This window comes from bacterium (assembly GCA_030699905.1).
GTDB lineage: Bacteria > Patescibacteriota > Minisyncoccia > Phycocordibacterales.
This window is the reverse complement of record JAUYKQ010000022.1, coordinates 1-16,822: the sequence shown is the minus strand read 5'-3', so window position 1 is coordinate 16,822 and position 16,822 is coordinate 1. Positions and strand designations below refer to the sequence as shown.

At 45.2% G+C, this 16,822-nt stretch carries 18 protein-coding genes; 8 read left to right on the top strand and 10 right to left on the bottom strand.

The window, feature by feature from the left end; all coding sequences use genetic code 11:
- Positions 1–182 precede the first annotated feature (182 nt).
- The gene (locus Q8P86_02585; protein MDP3996555.1) at positions 183–2,693 is read right to left on the bottom strand and encodes a transglycosylase domain-containing protein; all 2,511 of its coding nucleotides are present in this window, start codon (positions 2,691–2,693) and stop codon (positions 183–185) included.
- A gap of 84 nt (positions 2,694–2,777) precedes the next feature.
- Here Q8P86_02585 and tyrS point away from each other — a divergent pair, with 84 nt between their 5' ends.
- Positions 2,778–4,187: a tyrosine--tRNA ligase gene (gene tyrS, locus Q8P86_02580; protein ID MDP3996554.1), complete on the top strand. Its 1,410-nt coding sequence runs from the start codon at positions 2,778–2,780 to the stop codon at positions 4,185–4,187.
- Between the two features lie 33 nt (positions 4,188–4,220).
- Here the strand turns inward: tyrS and Q8P86_02575 are convergent, their stop codons facing one another.
- From Q8P86_02575 to Q8P86_02555, 5 genes are all read right to left on the bottom strand, one after another.
- Positions 4,221–4,349, bottom strand: coding sequence for a hypothetical protein (locus Q8P86_02575; protein ID MDP3996553.1), 129 nt, complete (start codon positions 4,347–4,349; stop codon positions 4,221–4,223).
- 225 nt (positions 4,350–4,574) lie between these two features.
- Positions 4,575–5,339: a crossover junction endodeoxyribonuclease RuvC gene (locus tag Q8P86_02570; protein ID MDP3996552.1), complete on the bottom strand. Its 765-nt coding sequence runs from the start codon at positions 5,337–5,339 to the stop codon at positions 4,575–4,577.
- Positions 5,336–5,668: a four helix bundle protein gene (locus Q8P86_02565; GenBank protein MDP3996551.1), complete on the bottom strand. Its 333-nt coding sequence runs from the start codon at positions 5,666–5,668 to the stop codon at positions 5,336–5,338. The genes Q8P86_02570 and Q8P86_02565 overlap by 4 nt, the downstream gene beginning before the upstream one ends.
- A 58-nt stretch (positions 5,669–5,726) precedes the next feature.
- Positions 5,727–6,260 carry a YebC/PmpR family DNA-binding transcriptional regulator gene (locus Q8P86_02560; protein ID MDP3996550.1) on the bottom strand — a complete coding sequence of 178 codons (534 nt, stop codon included), beginning with the start codon at positions 6,258–6,260 and terminating at the stop codon, positions 5,727–5,729.
- Positions 6,230–7,081 (bottom strand): LAGLIDADG family homing endonuclease, encoded by an 852-nt coding sequence (locus Q8P86_02555; GenBank protein MDP3996549.1) that lies wholly within the window; start codon positions 7,079–7,081, stop codon positions 6,230–6,232. The genes Q8P86_02560 and Q8P86_02555 overlap by 31 nt, the downstream gene beginning before the upstream one ends.
- Positions 7,082–7,246: 165 nt before the next feature.
- Here Q8P86_02555 and Q8P86_02550 point away from each other — a divergent pair, with 165 nt between their 5' ends.
- Positions 7,247–7,549, top strand: coding sequence for a hypothetical protein (locus Q8P86_02550; protein ID MDP3996548.1), 303 nt, complete (start codon positions 7,247–7,249; stop codon positions 7,547–7,549).
- Between the two features lie 64 nt (positions 7,550–7,613).
- On the opposite strand, the gene Q8P86_02545 is transcribed toward Q8P86_02550, so the two are convergent.
- The 4 genes from Q8P86_02545 to Q8P86_02530 all read right to left on the bottom strand — a co-directional run bounded on the left by Q8P86_02545 (position 7,614) and on the right by Q8P86_02530 (position 11,457).
- A complete protein-coding gene (locus Q8P86_02545; protein MDP3996547.1) occupies positions 7,614–7,775 on the bottom strand; it encodes a hypothetical protein in 162 nt (53 codons plus the stop codon).
- Positions 7,776–7,789: 14 nt separating this feature from the next.
- Entirely contained in the window at positions 7,790–8,008 is a 219-nt protein-coding gene (locus Q8P86_02540; protein ID MDP3996546.1) for a hypothetical protein, read from the bottom strand.
- 393 nt (positions 8,009–8,401) lie between these two features.
- Positions 8,402–9,430 carry a Holliday junction branch migration DNA helicase RuvB gene (ruvB, locus tag Q8P86_02535; protein ID MDP3996545.1) on the bottom strand — a complete coding sequence of 343 codons (1,029 nt, stop codon included), beginning with the start codon at positions 9,428–9,430 and terminating at the stop codon, positions 8,402–8,404.
- 350 nt (positions 9,431–9,780) lie between these two features.
- A complete protein-coding gene (locus Q8P86_02530) occupies positions 9,781–11,457 on the bottom strand; it encodes a GspE/PulE family protein (GenBank protein MDP3996544.1) in 1,677 nt (558 codons plus the stop codon).
- Between the two features lie 135 nt (positions 11,458–11,592).
- Between Q8P86_02530 and Q8P86_02525 the strand changes: the two genes are divergently transcribed.
- The 6 genes from Q8P86_02525 to Q8P86_02500 form a co-directional block, all read left to right on the top strand.
- Complete coding sequence (locus Q8P86_02525) at positions 11,593–12,138, top strand: hypothetical protein (protein MDP3996543.1); 546 nt, start codon at positions 11,593–11,595, stop codon at positions 12,136–12,138.
- 355 nt (positions 12,139–12,493) lie between these two features.
- Positions 12,494–13,504 (top strand): hypothetical protein, encoded by a 1,011-nt coding sequence (locus Q8P86_02520; protein ID MDP3996542.1) that lies wholly within the window; start codon positions 12,494–12,496, stop codon positions 13,502–13,504.
- A gap of 81 nt (positions 13,505–13,585) precedes the next feature.
- Positions 13,586–13,834, top strand: a complete 249-nt coding sequence (locus Q8P86_02515) for a hypothetical protein (GenBank protein ID MDP3996541.1) — start codon at positions 13,586–13,588, stop codon at positions 13,832–13,834.
- Between the two features lie 96 nt (positions 13,835–13,930).
- Positions 13,931–14,386, top strand: coding sequence for a tRNA (adenosine(37)-N6)-threonylcarbamoyltransferase complex ATPase subunit type 1 TsaE (gene tsaE, locus Q8P86_02510; GenBank protein ID MDP3996540.1), 456 nt, complete (start codon positions 13,931–13,933; stop codon positions 14,384–14,386).
- A 235-nt stretch (positions 14,387–14,621) separates the two neighbouring features.
- Positions 14,622–15,380, top strand: coding sequence for a hypothetical protein (locus Q8P86_02505; GenBank protein MDP3996539.1), 759 nt, complete (start codon positions 14,622–14,624; stop codon positions 15,378–15,380).
- 100 nt (positions 15,381–15,480) lie between these two features.
- On the top strand, positions 15,481–16,822 hold a 1,342-nt coding region (locus Q8P86_02500), incomplete at its 3' end, for a 5'-3' exonuclease H3TH domain-containing protein (GenBank protein ID MDP3996538.1).

Below are 16,822 nucleotides of genomic sequence, written 5' to 3'. Positions count from 1 at the left end.
GAGCAATTACTTTTTGCTGCAGCTCAACGGTTATTAACCTTGAATTACGAAATGTTGTTGAGGCGAGGTTTGAGAGGCGCCTTCGGAGGCGCGACTGGCGCCGGAGAGAGGAGATTTTTAGTAAAAAATCTCCGTGCGCCACGAAGACCTCGCCGAAAAAGACATTTCGTAATTCACAGTTATTAAATACCCGACACTGTAAAATCAATACTCGCTTCTTTACTGTTTAAGAACTCGTCATAAGCAATGACTTTCAGGATGTTTGTACCGCTTATGTTTGGAATATTGATTGGTGTAAAACTGAAAAGAGGATTGATGTTTTTTGCCTCTCCTATGTACGCCCCGTTTATGAAAACTTCAAATTTTTGCAGAGGGTAAACCCCGTCGTAGTTTATGGAAACCGTTATGCGATCGTTTGCAAGGTGGGGGGTATTGGCAATCGGCGTGATTATGGAAACATCGCGTATGTTTGAAGGGTTTCTGATGTCGTCTCTCGCCCCCGGAATAATATCAGGTGTTTCGTCCATGTAGCCGTTTTGAATAGCCCAAAGCCGAACCGGATATTCCCAGTTTGCGTACTGGGAGTCGTTTCCGGGATTTGTTGGCGAGTCGCCTTGCGGGTTGTCCTTGTCAATCCAGTTAAGTATTGAGTGGACTGATGTAAGAACTTTTTCCTGTTTCAACTCTTGTGGCGTGTGTTCCGTAGCCAACCCTCCTGTGTAAGCGTCTATGTAGTAGACGTCTCCGCCTTTCCAAATACCGCGAAGTATCGGTTTTAGGTCCTCGGTTTTTGAAGGCGACGGTTCGGGAAACGCTTCAGTGTCTTTTGTTTTGAGCGCCTCTGTCATATAGGCGTGCCAAAGGGGCAGAATGCTCGCGCTTGATGCCTTACCTATCGGGCGGTTATCGTTATTGCCCACCCAAAGGCCCGTGGCAAGGTTTTTGGTATACCCCAAGACCCACAGGTCTCTGACGTCATTTGTTGTACCGGTTTTTATAGCGACGTCGTGTCCGGGTATAACCATGTACTGGTTGACCCTTCCGAAAACCGGCGCTCTGGCTTGCGAATCGCTTAAAATGGCCGATATTTGCAAAGTTATCTGTTCGGGAATAACTTGCCGTTCGTCTTGTTTAAATTCTTCCAGTATTTTACCATCCGGCGTTTCCACTCTAAGTATAGAGGTTGCCGGATTTCTTTTACCGCCGTTTGCGAACACCGAATAAGCGGATGCCATATCAAGAGGCGACACCTCGCCTCCACCCAAAACCAAAGATAATCCAAGGCGGGAAGGGTCGTTAAGAGAAGTAATCCCTAAATCTCTCGCTGTGTATATCGCGTTCTGTACTCCAGTAAGATATAGGACTTTTACTGAAGGGACGTTGGCGGACTGGGCCAAGGCGTCTTTCATCATAATTGGACCGGAAAAACCGCCTGTAAAGTTTTTCGGGCTGTAGCACGGGTATTCATTTGAAAAGTCATGAGGTTCGCAAGAAGATGAAAACTGTGTCTGTAAGTCAAAAATAACCGTTTCCGGCGTGTATCCTTTTAAGAAAGCCGAAGCATAAACGATGGGTTTAATAGATGAGCCGGGTTGGCGGTACGCTATCGCGACGTTAAAATTTCCGTCTATTTCCGTGTCAAAATAGTCGCGAGAGCCGACCATGACCAGTATTTGGCCGGTTTTCGGGTCTATGGACACCATGGCGCCATTTTCGGCATCCCATCTTTCTTTGTTATCTTTCAAAAAACTTGCCACAAGTTCTTGGGCTTTTTCCTGTAAACCGTAGTCAAGGGTGGTTATGACTTTAAATCCTCCGCTTTGTACCGCGTCTTTGCCGTATTTTTTTTCAAGATACTCTCTTACAAAAAAGACGAAATGCGGAGCTTTGATTCCGGTTTTCTGTTGTTCTTTGAACTCTACCTCTTCTTTGAGGGCTTCCTGGTACTCTTCTTCGCTTATAAAACCGCTTGCTTTCATTCTGTGTATAACAAAATTTTTCCTCTGTTCCAGTTTGTCGCGGTTGTTGCCGTAGGGGGAGTAGTACGTGGGGGCGTTGGGAAGGGCCGAGAGATAAGCCGATTCCGCTATAGTCAGGTCTTTGGCGTCTTTGCCGAAAAACGACTGACTGGCTTCTTGTATGCCGTAAACACTGCCTCCGTACGGCACTTCGTTTAAGTAGATGGCCAAAATCTGTTCCTTTGAAAAAGTTCTCTCAAGCTTTAAAGCCAAAACCCACTCTTTCAGTTTTCGTGAAATTTTCTTTTCAGATGTCAAAAGGGCGTTTTTTATAACCTGTTGGGTGATGGTGGAACCGCCTTGCGAAAATTCTCTGTTTTGCAGGTTGACAAAAACCGCTCGTAAAAAAGCCACCGGTTTTATACCTTTGTGTTGCCAAAATTCGTCGTCTTCTATGGCAACGGTGGCGTTTTTTATGTTAGTGGAAATTTCAGTGTAGGGAACAACGGAGCGTTTTATGTTTTCATGAACGTCGTACAGAAGTATTTCTCCCGTGCGGTCGTAGATTTTGGTGGACTCGGACACTTTCCTTTCATCAAAAGTGGAAAGATCGGGAATTTTAAAAGTGGAAACCCATAAAAGACCGGCTCCGGCAAGAAAAAGGAAAGCCATGCTTGCCACGATAGCCGCTTTTTTTATAAAACCTTTGAAAAGGCGAGCTTTTTTACGAACCATAGGGGTATATTATCATACTTTAAGTTGGGACAGATGAAAGTCACGCGTATTACAAATTCAGTATTTTATGTTACATTATTAATCATGTCAGAAAACATAGACGCTAAAATCAACGCGGTATTACGGCGAGGTGTCGCGGAGTTTATTGATCCGGAAGGAAAATTCAGCGAAAAACTGATGAAAAAAGTTCGGGGGGAGTACGAAGGCGACATCGTGATAAAGCATGGTGTTGACCCGACTCGTCCCGATATTCATCTTGGGCACGCCGTTGTTCTTAGAAAACTTCGCGCCTTTCAGGAGCTTGGTTGTAAAGTTATTTTTCTGATTGGCGACTACACTACTCAAATCGGCGACCCCACGGGAAAAAGCAAAGTCCGTCCGGAACTTGAACAGAAAGAAATAGAGGAAAACATGAAAACCTACGTAGATCAAGTTGGTAAGATTCTGCTTACTGACAAAAAGGTTTTCTCTTGGATAAGAAACTCCGATTGGTTCACCGCTATTACCGACTTGGGTTTTCCGTCCGGTCACACTGTCAGTTTAAACATTAATCAGGACGGCAAGCAGGTTACTATAAATTACGATGCCAACTCTTTTCCCGGCAAAGCTGCTGTTTTTGAGAAAACGCGAATGCAGGCAAAAGAAAATCCAGACAAAGGTGTGGCGGTCATAACATTACGCGGTTTTCTTTGGACTTTGAGACGCGTGTCACACAGCCGTCTTATCGCCCGTGATATGTTTCAGGAGCGAATCAATAAAGGCGAGGAACTTTACATGCACGAGATGATGTATCCGGTTCTTCAAGGAATTGATTCGTATGTTCTGTCAAAAATTTACGGCTCTTGCGATTTGGAAATAGGAGGCACAGATCAGACGTTTAATATGCTTTTTGGCAGGGACGTTATGAAAATAAACGGCGTCGCGGAACAAGCTGTTATGACGGTGCCTTTGCTTTCAGGAATAAGTGGAGACGAAAAAATGAGTAAGAGCGCCGATAATTATATTGCCATCACCGACAGTCCGGAAGACATGTACGGTAAAACAATGTCGTTGCCCGACAGTTCCATTGTTTCGTATTTCGCTTTAACGACTTACGCGAGCGATGAAGAGAGAGAAGAAATAAAGGTCAAATTGGAAAAGGGAAGTGTAAATCCTAAGGAAATAAAAATGCGTTTGGCTAGAGAAATCGTGGCCTCTTATCATGGCGAAGAAAAAGCCGAGGGTGCTGAAAAGGCCTTTGAAGAGACGTTCAGGGCGGGTAAAATGCCCGAAAATGCGCCGGAAACAGTAGCGCAGAATGGGTCAAGTTTGGCGGACATTCTGATTGCTTCAGGAACCGTGGAGTCAAAAACCGAGTTCAGGCGACTTATTGAAAAAGGAGCAATTTCTGTTGTTGGCGGGGAAAAGCTTCCACCCGATCCTAAGATAACAGTAACAAACGATATGGACATTCGCGTGGGCAAACACCGGTTTATAAGAATTAAAGTAAAGTAAAAAGAAAACCTCCGCCAAGCGGAGGTTTTCTTTTTACAGTTCGTCAATGTCGTCAAAGGTGTCCTCTATCAAACCAAGCCCGTCCTCTTTTTCGGCGAGTTCGTCAAGCGAAGCATCGCCTTCTTCCAAGCTCGCGGTTTCTTCTAAATTTTCTTCTTCCATATTAAAAATTATTTGCCTATAATTTCAGTCCAACAAATATATTTTTACCAAAAATAAAAAAAATTGCAAGGAGATAACTCGTGGAGCAAAAATCATGTAATACGAAACATGGAACATGGAACATGGAACATGGAACTACGAATTCAGAATTACAAAGCGTGAATTTCTAATGAATAATGAATTTCGGATTCAAAATTCATTATTCGTATGGCACTTTGTTCCATGTTACAAGTTCCGTGTTGCAAGGCATTTTTCCGTGGCGAAAAACGTGAGCCCCACCGCTATGGCGTCATACTCGTCGTCTTGTTTTTTGTGTCCGAGGGGAAGAGTTATAAGCCGAGAAATCATGGATATTACTTGATGCTTGTCACTGCGTCCGTATCCTGTTACGGCGATCTTTATCTGCAAAGGAGTATATTCGCATATTTTGAGACCTGCTCTGGCCGCTTCATAGAGAATTACTCCTCGCGCTTCGGAAACCGACATGACCGTTTTGTGGTTGGTGTTTAGGAAAAGTTTCTCAACGGCGAGAGCTTTCGGCTCGTATTTTTTTATGACATTTTCAAGCTCTGTTCCTATAAGACGTAATCTTTCCGCGTGAGGCAACTTGGAGGAGGTTTTGAAACATTCCGAAAAAAGAAGCTCTTCCGCCAATATTTTTTTTCCAGAATACCCAACCTCTCCTCTTTGAGGAGGAGGGGTGTTGGGAGAGGAGATATCCGCGGGTGAGGTGGGGGAATAAGTAGGTGTACCAACCTGTCCCAAATCTTTTGAAAGAAATTGGAGAGTATTTTCATTGATATCCTCTTTGACGGGTTGAGGATAAGGGTTTGGAGTGGAAGGAAAACCCGGCAATTTCTTTCCGAGCAGAGAGTTGCGCAGGATGCTTTCTTTTTTCTCCAAAACGGCTATTCCCAGGCGTTCGTAGCCGGGATCAATGGCGAGGACGCGTGTAGCGTATGGCGTATAACGTATAGCGTTTAAAGTCATTTGTTTTTTAGGCCAATTAGTATACCCCACAGCATTTTGCCAATTCGTTCCGCAAGTTTGATTAGCTTGTCGTGTTCCTTTTCCTTCAGATAATTTTGCGTAAGTGAGAAATAGACAAGATATTTACTTTCTTTCAGTGAGCCGTAAGAAATTTCTATAAAATTTCGGAGTACCTCTTTTCTTTGCCTGGCGTAACCTTCAATATAATTTAAAACAATGGACAACGAAGCTCTGCGTAGTTGCGAAGTTACTCCAAACATCTCGTCTTTAGGGAAACTTTTTGTCACTGCGTAAACCTCTCGCGCGTACTCGTCTAATAACCGCTTCAATTCTTCATGATAAGTTTTGTGTTCCATCTTTCGTTACACGTTACACGCTACACAATTTTTATTCTGCATTGGTTACAACTTCTTGCACTTCGTCGTTATTTTCAAGCTCTTCGGCAAGCGCTTCCAGTTTGACGATGTCGTCTTCAGATAGGGCAATAGTAGTAGTCGGTTTCCATTCGCCGGTTGCCGGTTGCTTGGTGAATGCCCACAAGGCGGAACCTTGGGCGGCCAGAGAGTAGCCGTTTTTGGAAAGAATAAATTTTACTTCCTGGGCCGCCTTGTTTCTGTTGTCGGTCAGCGCTTCTATAAGCATCGCAACCCCACCCGGCCCGTAGGCCTCATAGACAATCGCCTCCATGGCGGTTTTCTGTTCCGTAGCTCTTTTAATAGCCCTTTCAATGTTGTCGTTTGGCATATTTTCGGCCTTGGCGCGCTCAATGGCCGTTTTAAGTCCGGGGGAATTCCTGTTTCCACCCGATTTTTTAGCTTCATCGGTAATACTCTTGGCAAATTTGCCGAAAATCTTTGATTTAGCGGCATCTGTCTTGCCCTTTTGGCGTTTTATTTGAGACCAGCGATTGTGTCCTGACATTTTTTTATATGGCTAATCACTTTTAACGCGTCTATCTTTCTTTTTGCGTGTTTAAGAATAGGGAATATTGCGGAGAGAAGAAGGTTGAGGTCTCGTCTATTATATATAAAAATTCCATACACGTCTTTATTTGATACTATACCATTCATAACAGACCCTTTAGCTCGCACAAAATGAAGTTTGGTATCAATTGTAAGTTTGGGAAGTATGATGGATTGTATTGCCGACATTATCTCCTTGTCCTGGCTTTTCATGCTGAAGAATGGCTGTGTCCTCGGATTTAGTCCAAAAGACCCCTCCGCGTCTATGTAGCCGGCAAGAAAAGAAAGTGAACAGGGTACGGAGCTTAAAATCCATGATGCAATTTTTTCTTCCTTTGGAAAGAGAAAAAGAAAAGAATTATTCAAGAAACATCTAACTTTCGTAGCTCCTCGTTTGTCTGGTCCGTTCGCTTTAACATAGCCGTACGGTTCAAACAAACGAAACATCAAATCGACCTGATCTTGCTTAGTACTGTTTGTATGTACCTGGACAGTGGGGCTGTTCGGGTGTGTTTTTCTGACATGCAGATCTCCCAAGCGAAATCCTATGAGGTAAGACATTTCTTCTTTTGTCCCGTCGAAATCTTTCCTTGGGTATTTGGGCTTAGTAAGAGCCTTTCCTTCCTGAATTGTACGCGTCTTGATTTTGTATCGCGACAGTCTCTCCATTATGGTATTTTGGCTACAACAAAAAACCTTGGCTATTTGGTAGGAGCTTAAACTCTTCCGGATATACAAATTCTCCAAACGAACCCTGGAGATTTTTATAAAATTGGGCATAGATTAAGTGTACCACGTTTTATGACCCGTCATGGTTTAGAAAGTAGATAGTAATAAGTAGTTAGTAGCATAAGAAAAAACCGATAAAATTGCCACTGTTGGCTTTGTTATGTATCATAGTAGCTATGTTTAACTAATATCGCATGCGAACGTAAGATAACAACAATGAAAGATTTTTTGGAACAGCCAAATCAAAATCCGGAAATTTCTCTGGACGAAAGAGTCAAGTTGCGCAAGCTGATGCAGGTCGCCATGGCAGAGAAATTTTACGGTTTTTCTTCAGGCGAAAAACTGCTTGAGTGGATAGATAAATATCCTAAAGATTTTGGTGACACGATTGATTCTCTCCAATCCGAAAAAAATATTGACCTTGTCGCGATTTATAAAAACGACCCCGAACGAGCCCTGCTTCTGGCAGAGGACACTCTGTACGCCAAACAACCTTCAAAGTTCAACCAAAATTCTTAGAAATACACCATGTCAGAACACTTTGAAAGCCCCACGCTGATGGAAAAGACCGCGGATGAAAGCTCTAAAGAGCTTTTTCTTTTGGGGACAATTTCTCTGTGTTAAGAGAGGGATGAAAGGGATTTTTAGAGAACATTTCTTGCTGTTTCGCGGCTTTCTTTTGAATTATCTTTGGTAATTCGGCAAAAAGAGTTTCAAATTTATCGGTAACAACAAGTTCAATCATGATAAACTGAAAAGTTACTTGATGAGGGCATTCAGGGATTTGACTTTTCGAAACCTGCCTGCTTTGTAGTCCTGTTCCGACTGCTCTATGGTTTTCAGAAAATCAGGATTAAGCATGCCGAAGTCCGCCGCCAGCCGTTCTAAGCGGTTGGCATCCATTTCCACGACAATCTTCCTGTTGCGAGAAGAAGCGGTTTTTCTCCTCGGTTTTATTGTGAAGGTAATGCTGGTCATTACATTATAATAACAAAAATTAGTGAAAATTCAATTGATTCAACGGATTTTTATCCAGCAAAAAAGTCAGTATAGAGACAAACTTTTGAAAATTTAGTTCGGCGCTCAAAAATGTGTGCGCGGAATAAATCCCCGCGGGGCTATGGGTCGGGCGGTTTCCTTCGCTCCTTACGGAGCTTAGGAATACCGAAGACGGAATTGAACAAAAAAGCAGTGTGAGTGTGTTTGAAAAAACTCTCTCCTCTAAACACCGCTCTTTGGTTCATATAATTTCTGTCGCTCTCGGCCCGTAGCCCCGCGGGGATTTTTTGCATTTTTCTGCGCCTTAAATCTTTAAGAAAGTCGCTGACGATAACCCTCGTTTTAAAACAAGAGAAAAATTAGATGAGTAAGTTATAGCAATTTCTTCTGCAAATTTTTTGGAACTTGGAGACCCAGATGCGTATAGCCACGCGGGGTAAGAACGCGACCGCGAGGAGTTCTCTCTAAAAACCCGAGCTGGAGCAAATACGGCTCGTGCACTTCTTCTATGGTCGCCTGTTCTTCTGACAGCGCCGCCCCTAAAGTATTGAGTCCCACGGGCCCGCCGTCAAATTTGTCCGCTATGGCGAGAATCAGCGTCCTGTCTGACTGGTTTAGCCCCGCGCTGTCAATACCGAGAAGTTCCAAGGTCTCTTTAACCAGTTCTGTGGTTACCTGCCCCTTGCGCACTTGGGCCAAGTCCCTCGCGCGTTTCAGTAAAAAATTCGCCGTGCGGGGAGTAAAGCGGCTGCGTCTTGCGATTTCTCTGCATGCGTCATTTTCTATTTCAACCTGCAGGATATTCGCCGACCTTTCTATTATTTTTGCTATTTCATCGTCGGTGTAAAATTCAAGACGATGCACGCCGCCTGAAAAACGGCTGCGCAGAGGAGATGAAAGAAGAGCGATTCGAGTTGTTGCGGCGATTAACGTAAAAGGCGGTAAATCAAGCTGTATTGTCCGCGCCGACGGCCCTTTTCCGATTATAATATCCAAAACGCCGGATTCCATCGCCGGATAAAGAACTTCCTCTACGGCTTTGTGGAGTCGGTGTATTTCGTCTATGAACAAAACGTCGCCTGGGGAGAGGTTAGTCAATATGGAAGCGAGATCGCCCACCTTTTCTATTGCCGGCCCGGACGTTATTTTTATCTGCGCGGTCATTTCACGGGCGATAAGGTGAGCCAAAGTCGTCTTGCCAAGACCGGGCGGTCCGTAAAAAAGAAGATGTTCCGGCGGGTGGCCTCTTTCGGCTGCCGCTTCAAGCAGTATTTTCAAGTTGCTTTTGATTTTTTCTTGGCCGATGTACTCATTCCAAATGCCGGGACGCAGGGTCTGGTCTAAAAATACGTCTGCTGTGACTGCTGATGAGGTCGGAGAGTTGTTATCCTTGTTTTCCATTTGTATATTTTACCAGAGACGCCGAGGACTCTTTACTTGACACAAAAGTTCTTTCGTGCTAAACTTGCTTTTCAAGCAGAAACAACAGGGCGTATGCCTTGTTGTTTAAAATGTTCCAGAACAGTACTCTCTAAGCAAACTATGTGTATAAACGAGGACGTTTCGGTATTCCGCTTTGGCGTGACCGCGGAAACTATCCTTAGTTAATATGCGAACTTTTACCCAAAATAAAAGTCTTGCTTAGAGAATGTTGGGCTGGAACATTTTTGTTTTTCTTTCTTTCCACTATACTTGTGGCGAGAACTTATGCAATAGGCACAAACGGTAAAAAGTGTTTTGTAGTATTCATGTTACATGTCTATCTCTATCACTCTCTCTAATTCTTCAAACGAAGTCACTCCTTCTAATATTTTCAAGAGTCCGTCCTGTTCCATGGACAAAATTCCTTGTGGCGCGGCCGCTTTTTTTATTTCTCTCTCACTGGGGTTGTTTAAAACCATGACCTCTACCGCCTCATCCGCGATAATTGCTTCAAAAATGCCTATTCGTCCTTTGTACCCCGTGTGGTCGCATTTGTCGCAACCGTTTTTTTCAGGCGTCCAAACAACCGAAACGTTTGTCGGTTTGGCGTCTTTCGGCAAAGAAGCGATTATTTTATCTGCTATGTCTTTCTGTCTTCCTTCAAGGGCGACTTCTTTTTTGCATTGGTCGCAAAGACGGCGCACGAGACGTTGCGCCATGGCCGCGTTTATGGCAGAGAGCATGACTTTAGGATTTATGCCAAGGTCAAGAAGTCGGGGAAAAGCTCCGGCGGCATTGTTGGTGTGAAGTGTTGAAAAAACAAGGTGGCCGGTTAAAGCCGCGTTTATAGCTATAGAAGCTGTTTCTTTGTCGCGGATTTCGCCCACTAAAATAACGTCCGGGTCTTGGCGCAGAGCGCTTCTTAGTCCGGAGGCGAAAGTGTAGTCCTTGTCCCTATTGACTTGCGTTTGGACTATGCCGGGCAGGTGGTATTCTATTGGGTCTTCTATTGTTATGATTTTCACTCCCGGGTCGTGGACTGTTTTCAGAAAAGAGTAGAGGGTGGTGGTTTTTCCGGAACCGGTGGGGCCTGTCGTAAGAAGCATGCCGTTGGGCTTTTTGATTTCCCGCATCAAAATGTCAAACAGTCGTTTCGGTATACCCATTTCGTCCAGTGAAACCGAAATTGCTTCCGGATTTAAAACTCTAAGAACAAGCGATTCGCTGTACGCTCCGGGCAGAATAGACGTTCTGATTTCAATGTCGTCTCCTTCCAGTTTTATGCTGAAGCGTCCGTCTTGAGCCGAAGTTTTGACGTTTAATTTCAGGCCGGATATGAGTTTAACCCGCGAGATAACAAGTCGGTATGTTTCGTGGTCAAACTGCAGTACTTCTTTTAGGACGCCGTCCAAGCGGTAGCGAAGACGAACATAGGTTTCCTCCGGCTCAATATGGATATCAGAGGCCTTAAGAGCCAAAGCGCCGGCTAAAATTATTTCCACGATACGCGACACCTTTAAGCTCTTTTTTAGGGTCAAAACTTCCTCCAGGATTTTCTTGACGTCCGGCAAAGAGCGCATTTTACCAAGAAGGTCTTTTACATCTTCGTTTGAAATTTCAAAAGCGCCGGCTTTGCTTTCGGTCGCGAAAGAAAGGTCTTTGTACAAGTTCCAGCATTTTTCCAAACTGGCAGTGGTAGCCATGAAAATCTGAACCTCGTATCCTTTGGCGGACAGGTCCTCGGTGATTTTTTGGGACTCCGGATTGTTTGGAGAAGTCAGAGCGATTTGGAGTTTTTTGCCGACTTTGGCAAAAGCGGCTATCTTGGCCGTTCGCGCTTGATTTTCAGGTATTGTCCGCAAAGCGTCCATGTTTATTGATAGGGGAGTAAGGTCAATGTATTGGACTTTATACTTGACTGCCAACCCGCGCAAAAGCTCTTCCTCTTCCGATTTACGAAGAGCTTCAAGTTTCTGTTTTTGTTTTTCTTCGTCAAAAGTTACCATAGAGCGTGAAGCGTGTAACGTGTAACGTATAGCGTGTAGCGGGGAACGGGGAACGGGGAACGGGGAACCGTTAAATTTTCTTTTATTATAACTTTTTCTCGCAAAGTTAAGTAGAGTTGACGTCAGCATGAAAGTATGCTTTTATACCAAAAGAGTAAAAGGAGAGAAAACAGTGAAAAAAGGAATGAAATGAATTTGAAAATCTTCAGCTTGGGACTTGCGACGGCTCTTGCCGGCTGTGGCACGACAGAGCAGAAATCGTCTACTGTCGCGCCTGAAAATATGACGCGTTACACGCTCGTCATTTACGACAAAACACCCGGGAGGGAAAGGGAAGTCGCGACTTTACCGCCGTACGAACCGGTAAAGCAGACGGTTCCTGCGCGGGCAGGTTCTTACTTGGTGGCCTATGGTTTTGACCACGGCGGTAATTATGTCGGCTGGGCAAGCATGTATATAAAGCCGGATCAGAGGGCGTGTTACAACCTGTCGCCATATTGGGTTGCCTACGACATGTTGGGGTACAAGGGTTCGTACTATCAAATGTACGGACATAGATACGAGCCGAGCTATAGTTATGGCTTTCGCTTAGGATACCACTATCCGCCGATTGGTTTTTCGCCGGTTGTGAAAGTTTATCCTTGGGTTATCCGATATCTTGAGGCGCCTGCTTTGCCATGAACACTCGCGTCTGTATGGCTGTGTGGACGAAGATGTACACAACTCATTTTGTCAGTCGGTTGTTTTAAGAGACGGCTTTTGTGGCCGTCTCTTTTTCCGTAAAAACTAACCCCTCACACTCTTAATTCTCCCTTTTGTAAAGGGAGTACCCGAGTCGGCGAGGGGGAGGGATTTTTAAATCCTCCGTCATCGGAATGACCACCCTCCTTTAGAAAAGGAGGAATAAAACCACTTTCTGATAGGTGTGAGGGGTTACCGAAAAATGCTTGACTCTTGGTTAAAGAGGTTGTATAATTAAAAGAGAACAGTTGTAAAAAAAAACAAAACCCGCGACAAAGCAGGGGAAAGGAGAAAGATGGACTTTTTAGAAAGTTTAGCGCCGATAGTGTTATTGCTCCTCTTGGTCGGATCTTTTGGGGGAGGAAAAGGAATGGGTTTCTTTCTTTTTCTCCTTGTACCGTGGCTTCTTTTGACACAGTGCGGAAACGGAAGAAAAGAAGATACGGTTATGGTCAAAAGGACTTTAGTGGCCGGTGGTAACAAAGGGACGGAAAAGTCATTTCCGCTACCGGAAACTTCAGTGGTTCAAGACCCAGAGGTCAAGAGTAGAGAAGAAAGCTTCCTCGCATCTCTTCAGAGCGGAGCGCAGTCGGCTGAAAGTGAAGAGGAGGAAGGAAAAAAGGCATTTCTGCGGGCTCTGGGTATGTCTATTCCACCTCCACCCGCCACTGCAAACGTGACGGAAAAAACAAGAGTCGCTGAGCCGAAAGAAAAAGAGCCACTCAAAAAACCGGAGACGGTTGACGAATGGCAACTTCTCGCCCAAGTGGTGAGGGAAAGACAGGAGGCAGGGAAGAAGCCGATTCCTTACAACTTGGCAACAATACCCAAGGAAGAAGTTAAGCCGACGCCGCCGGTTCCTGCAAAGAGGGAACGGAAGCCCTTTGCGACCACGCGGGACGTTGATCCGAGGCAGTACATGTGGATGACACCGGATTTGCGGCCGTCTCGCGAGCCGAGACATTCCCATGTCGCGCCACCCCATGTCGTTGTGACTTCCGGGCCGCGGTACGGAGGACACACGGAAACGGCGGATGTGCCGTACGTGCCCGGACAGAGTCGCATGGTTCACCAAGCAAGGGAAGAGAAGACATCTTGGTTTAGGAGGATGTTCCATGGCGGGGGTTCCTTGGAACTCTACGTCAACAAAAACGTCCGGCCGGCCGTAAATTCCAAAGGTGTGCCCTACGGGGAAAACACCTTCCGGCAGACGACAGAGGTTGATGTAGACCTATATCGGTACGGTAACAATAAAAACCGTAGCCGGTCGTACGACCCGTCCCGCGACTACTACGGTGGTCGCTGAAAAGGGGAAATTTCAAAGGCGCGCACTGTCAGTGCGTGCCTCTTTTTTATAAATGCAAAAAGGTGTAATCTATTGTTTACTTTGAGTTACGAAACTCGCTTCCGATGTATTTCTTTTCAATTTCGAGCGAGGCGAAGCAAAAATTATGAGGCATATACAGAGTATCTGTTGAATAATTTTTGCAAAGACGTAGCCGAAATTGAAAAGAAAGACGCGGATCTGGAGTTTCGTAATTCAAAGTGCTTTAGAGTTAACCTTTTGGAGCGGAATTGCCTTCGGGTTCTGCTGTGTCGGCGTTCTCTGTCTTATAATCCTCGGTTTCTGCTGTAACCGAAAAGGACCGCCGATTTGAAATTCAATCGGGCGCGGGGAAGCGAAGCTTCCCCGCGCCATTTCTTTTATACGGAAATTATGTAAAATGCTGTTATGGAAATTTTAAGCAGAGGCCTGAAAGATACGGAGGATGTGGCGCAAAATTTTTTGAAAAATCTTACGCCGAGGACAGACGTTGCTACGGTTGTCGGTCTTTATGGCGACTTGGGTTCCGGAAAAACGACATTTGTGCAGGCGGTTGCGAAAGCGCTTGGTGTCGTTGAGGTGGTTAACAGTCCAACGTTTCTTATTCTTAAAAGCTATAAGCTAAAAGCTAACAGCTATAATCTTCTTCATCACATTGACGCCTACCGTCTGGAGAGCGTGGAAGAACTTCGGAAACTTCAGTTTGAAGAACTGCTCCGTGACCCGCGCAACCTTATTTTTATTGAATGGGCCGACCGTGTTGCCACCATCCTGCCACAGGAACACATCAAACTCTTCTTTGAGTTTTTTGACGAACACACGCGGGGAATTACTTTTTCCGATTCTGTATCAGGCACGTCTTGATTTTTTCTTTGTCTGTCCGCCACTCTCATGCCTTAGGTAACTTCTACGCGGTCGCGCAGAAATTGCGTATTGACGAGGGGGGATAGGTGTGGTAGGTTTCGGAGCAGAGAGTTACAAGGTTCCTCTTCGGTTTCGCGTCCGCATGAAGCGGAGTGAAAACGTACGACGTGTTGTCTGAAAGGGCAAAACAAAGGAGCGCTGAAAGGCGAATGGACTTTGAAAACAACATTTCAGTATGCCCGCTCTGAAAGGAATGGGAGGAACGAATGAACCTGAAAGGGTAGTCGTTATGAGTACTTGTAATTATAGCGGAGCAGTTATTCTTGCTCTGTTTAAACCCTACTATGACACGAGGGCCAAAGTAGCCACCGTGTTGTTGTCGGACATGCCGGTTGAAGACAAGATAGACACGGTCTTCGGAGCCGATTTTAAAGTGCCAGATTATTGTGGCAATTCCGTTTTAAACATCGATTTTGAGGCACTCCACGATACCGAGGTTGTCCGCATCATAGCTGCAACCACTGTAGCCGCGTACCAGTACCAGTGTGTCCACGGGCTGTACGCGCGTATGTACACCTACATTAGCGCGCACTCACCTCTTTTACTTCGGGTTCGGCGCGGATTAATTCTTGGACTTTTAGAGGGGGCGAATCGGGCGGCCTCGCTTCGCGGAGGACAACCCGAGGCACAAGACGGCAAGATGTTTGGGTTGTTGCAACGTCTTATCTGGGTTAAAGGTGAGGATATTGAGTTCTCTCGCGAAACAGCCGGGACATTCAACAACGAGGTGACACGTTTTTTGAACAGAATGAGTACCGCTCGGGCACGATGTCTCGCATCCTTTCTGGAGCAGGTGGCCACGGAATATAGCAAAACCGGAGGATACCCTTCTCTGCTTGCCAAACAGGTGGTAACGGAGTTTGTTCAGCAAGCGAAGAATAAGGTACCTCCAGACATATTTCTTCGCTGGATTGCCGACATGCTCGTGAAGTAACAAGCATTGCAACAACAAAACAAACAGTTTTCGCGCGGGACAAGGACACACCTTGTCCCGCTTTTTTTATGGCAAAGCGATGTTAGAATGATATAACATCATGCCAAAAGCAAAATCAAAGGAGGAAAAAAGAGGAGAAAAAGTCAAGCCAAAACGCCTTGTGATTCTTGACGCGCACGCCATAATACACAGGGCCTATCACGCCCTGCCGGAGGATTTTGCGACAAGCGCCGGCGTGCCGACAGGCGCTCTTTACGGGCTTGCCACGATGCTTATAAAAATAATAGGCGAGTTAAAGCCCGACTATATGGCGGCCGCGTATGACTTGCCAAAGCCGACATACAGACACGCCGCTTACGAGGATTACAAAGGCAAGCGCGCCAAAACCGATGATGCCCTTGTAGCACAGTTAAAACGTTCACGCGAAATTTTTGAGGCATTTAATATTCCCGTCTACGACGCTGAAGGTTTTGAAGCCGACGATGTTCTGGGGACTATCGTCCAGACGCTTCATGCTACACGCTCCACGCTACACTGCGATGTAATCATCGCCTCGGGCGATATGGACACTTTACAGCTTGTAGATGGCGATAGAGTCCGAGTTTACACACTCAAAAAAGGCATACAGGACACGATTCTTTATAATGAGGAAAAAGTAAAAGAAAGGTTTGGTTTCGGGCCGGAGTTTTTACCCGATTTCAAGGGCTTGCGAGGCGACCCTTCGGACAACATAATAGGCATTCCGGGAATCGGCGAGAAAACCGCGACCGAGCTTATTCAAAAATTCGGACACATTGAAGACATTTACGATAAATTGGGAAAAGATAAAAAAGCGTTTGAAAAAGAGGGGGTCAAAGCGCGCGTCGTTCTGCTTTTGGAGAAGCACAAAGAAGAAGCCGAGTTCAGTAAAATGCTCGCGGTCATTCGCCGAGACGCTCCGGTTCTTTTTAAACTGCCTGAAAAGGAATGGAAGGAGAGCGTTGACGAAAAAAAGGCCGAAGAAATCTTCAGTCGGTTTGAATTTCGGACAATGGCGGCGCGGTTTAGGGAAGCGGTAGGAGGGAATAAGGAAGTAGGAATAAGGAATAATGAATTAGGAATTAGGAACAAGGAGGAAGAAGATTTAGACAAAGATGAACTGAAAGAGACCCAAATCGCTCTCTGGCTTATAAACTCTTCCATTACGTCGCCAAAACTGGAAGATATTTTCAGTTTTGCCAAGACAAAAGATTTTGCAAAAGCTCGCCAAGCAGTTTTTAGCGAGCTTGAAAAAAGAAACCTAAAAAAGGTCTTTGAAGAAATAGAGAGACCTCTCATCGCTGTAGTTCGAAAAATGAACAAACGGGGAGTGAAAATTGACACGGAATATTTAAACAAACTTTCAAAGGAATATCACAAAGAGCTCACAAAACTTGAGGAAAATATTTGGAAAGAAGCGGCGC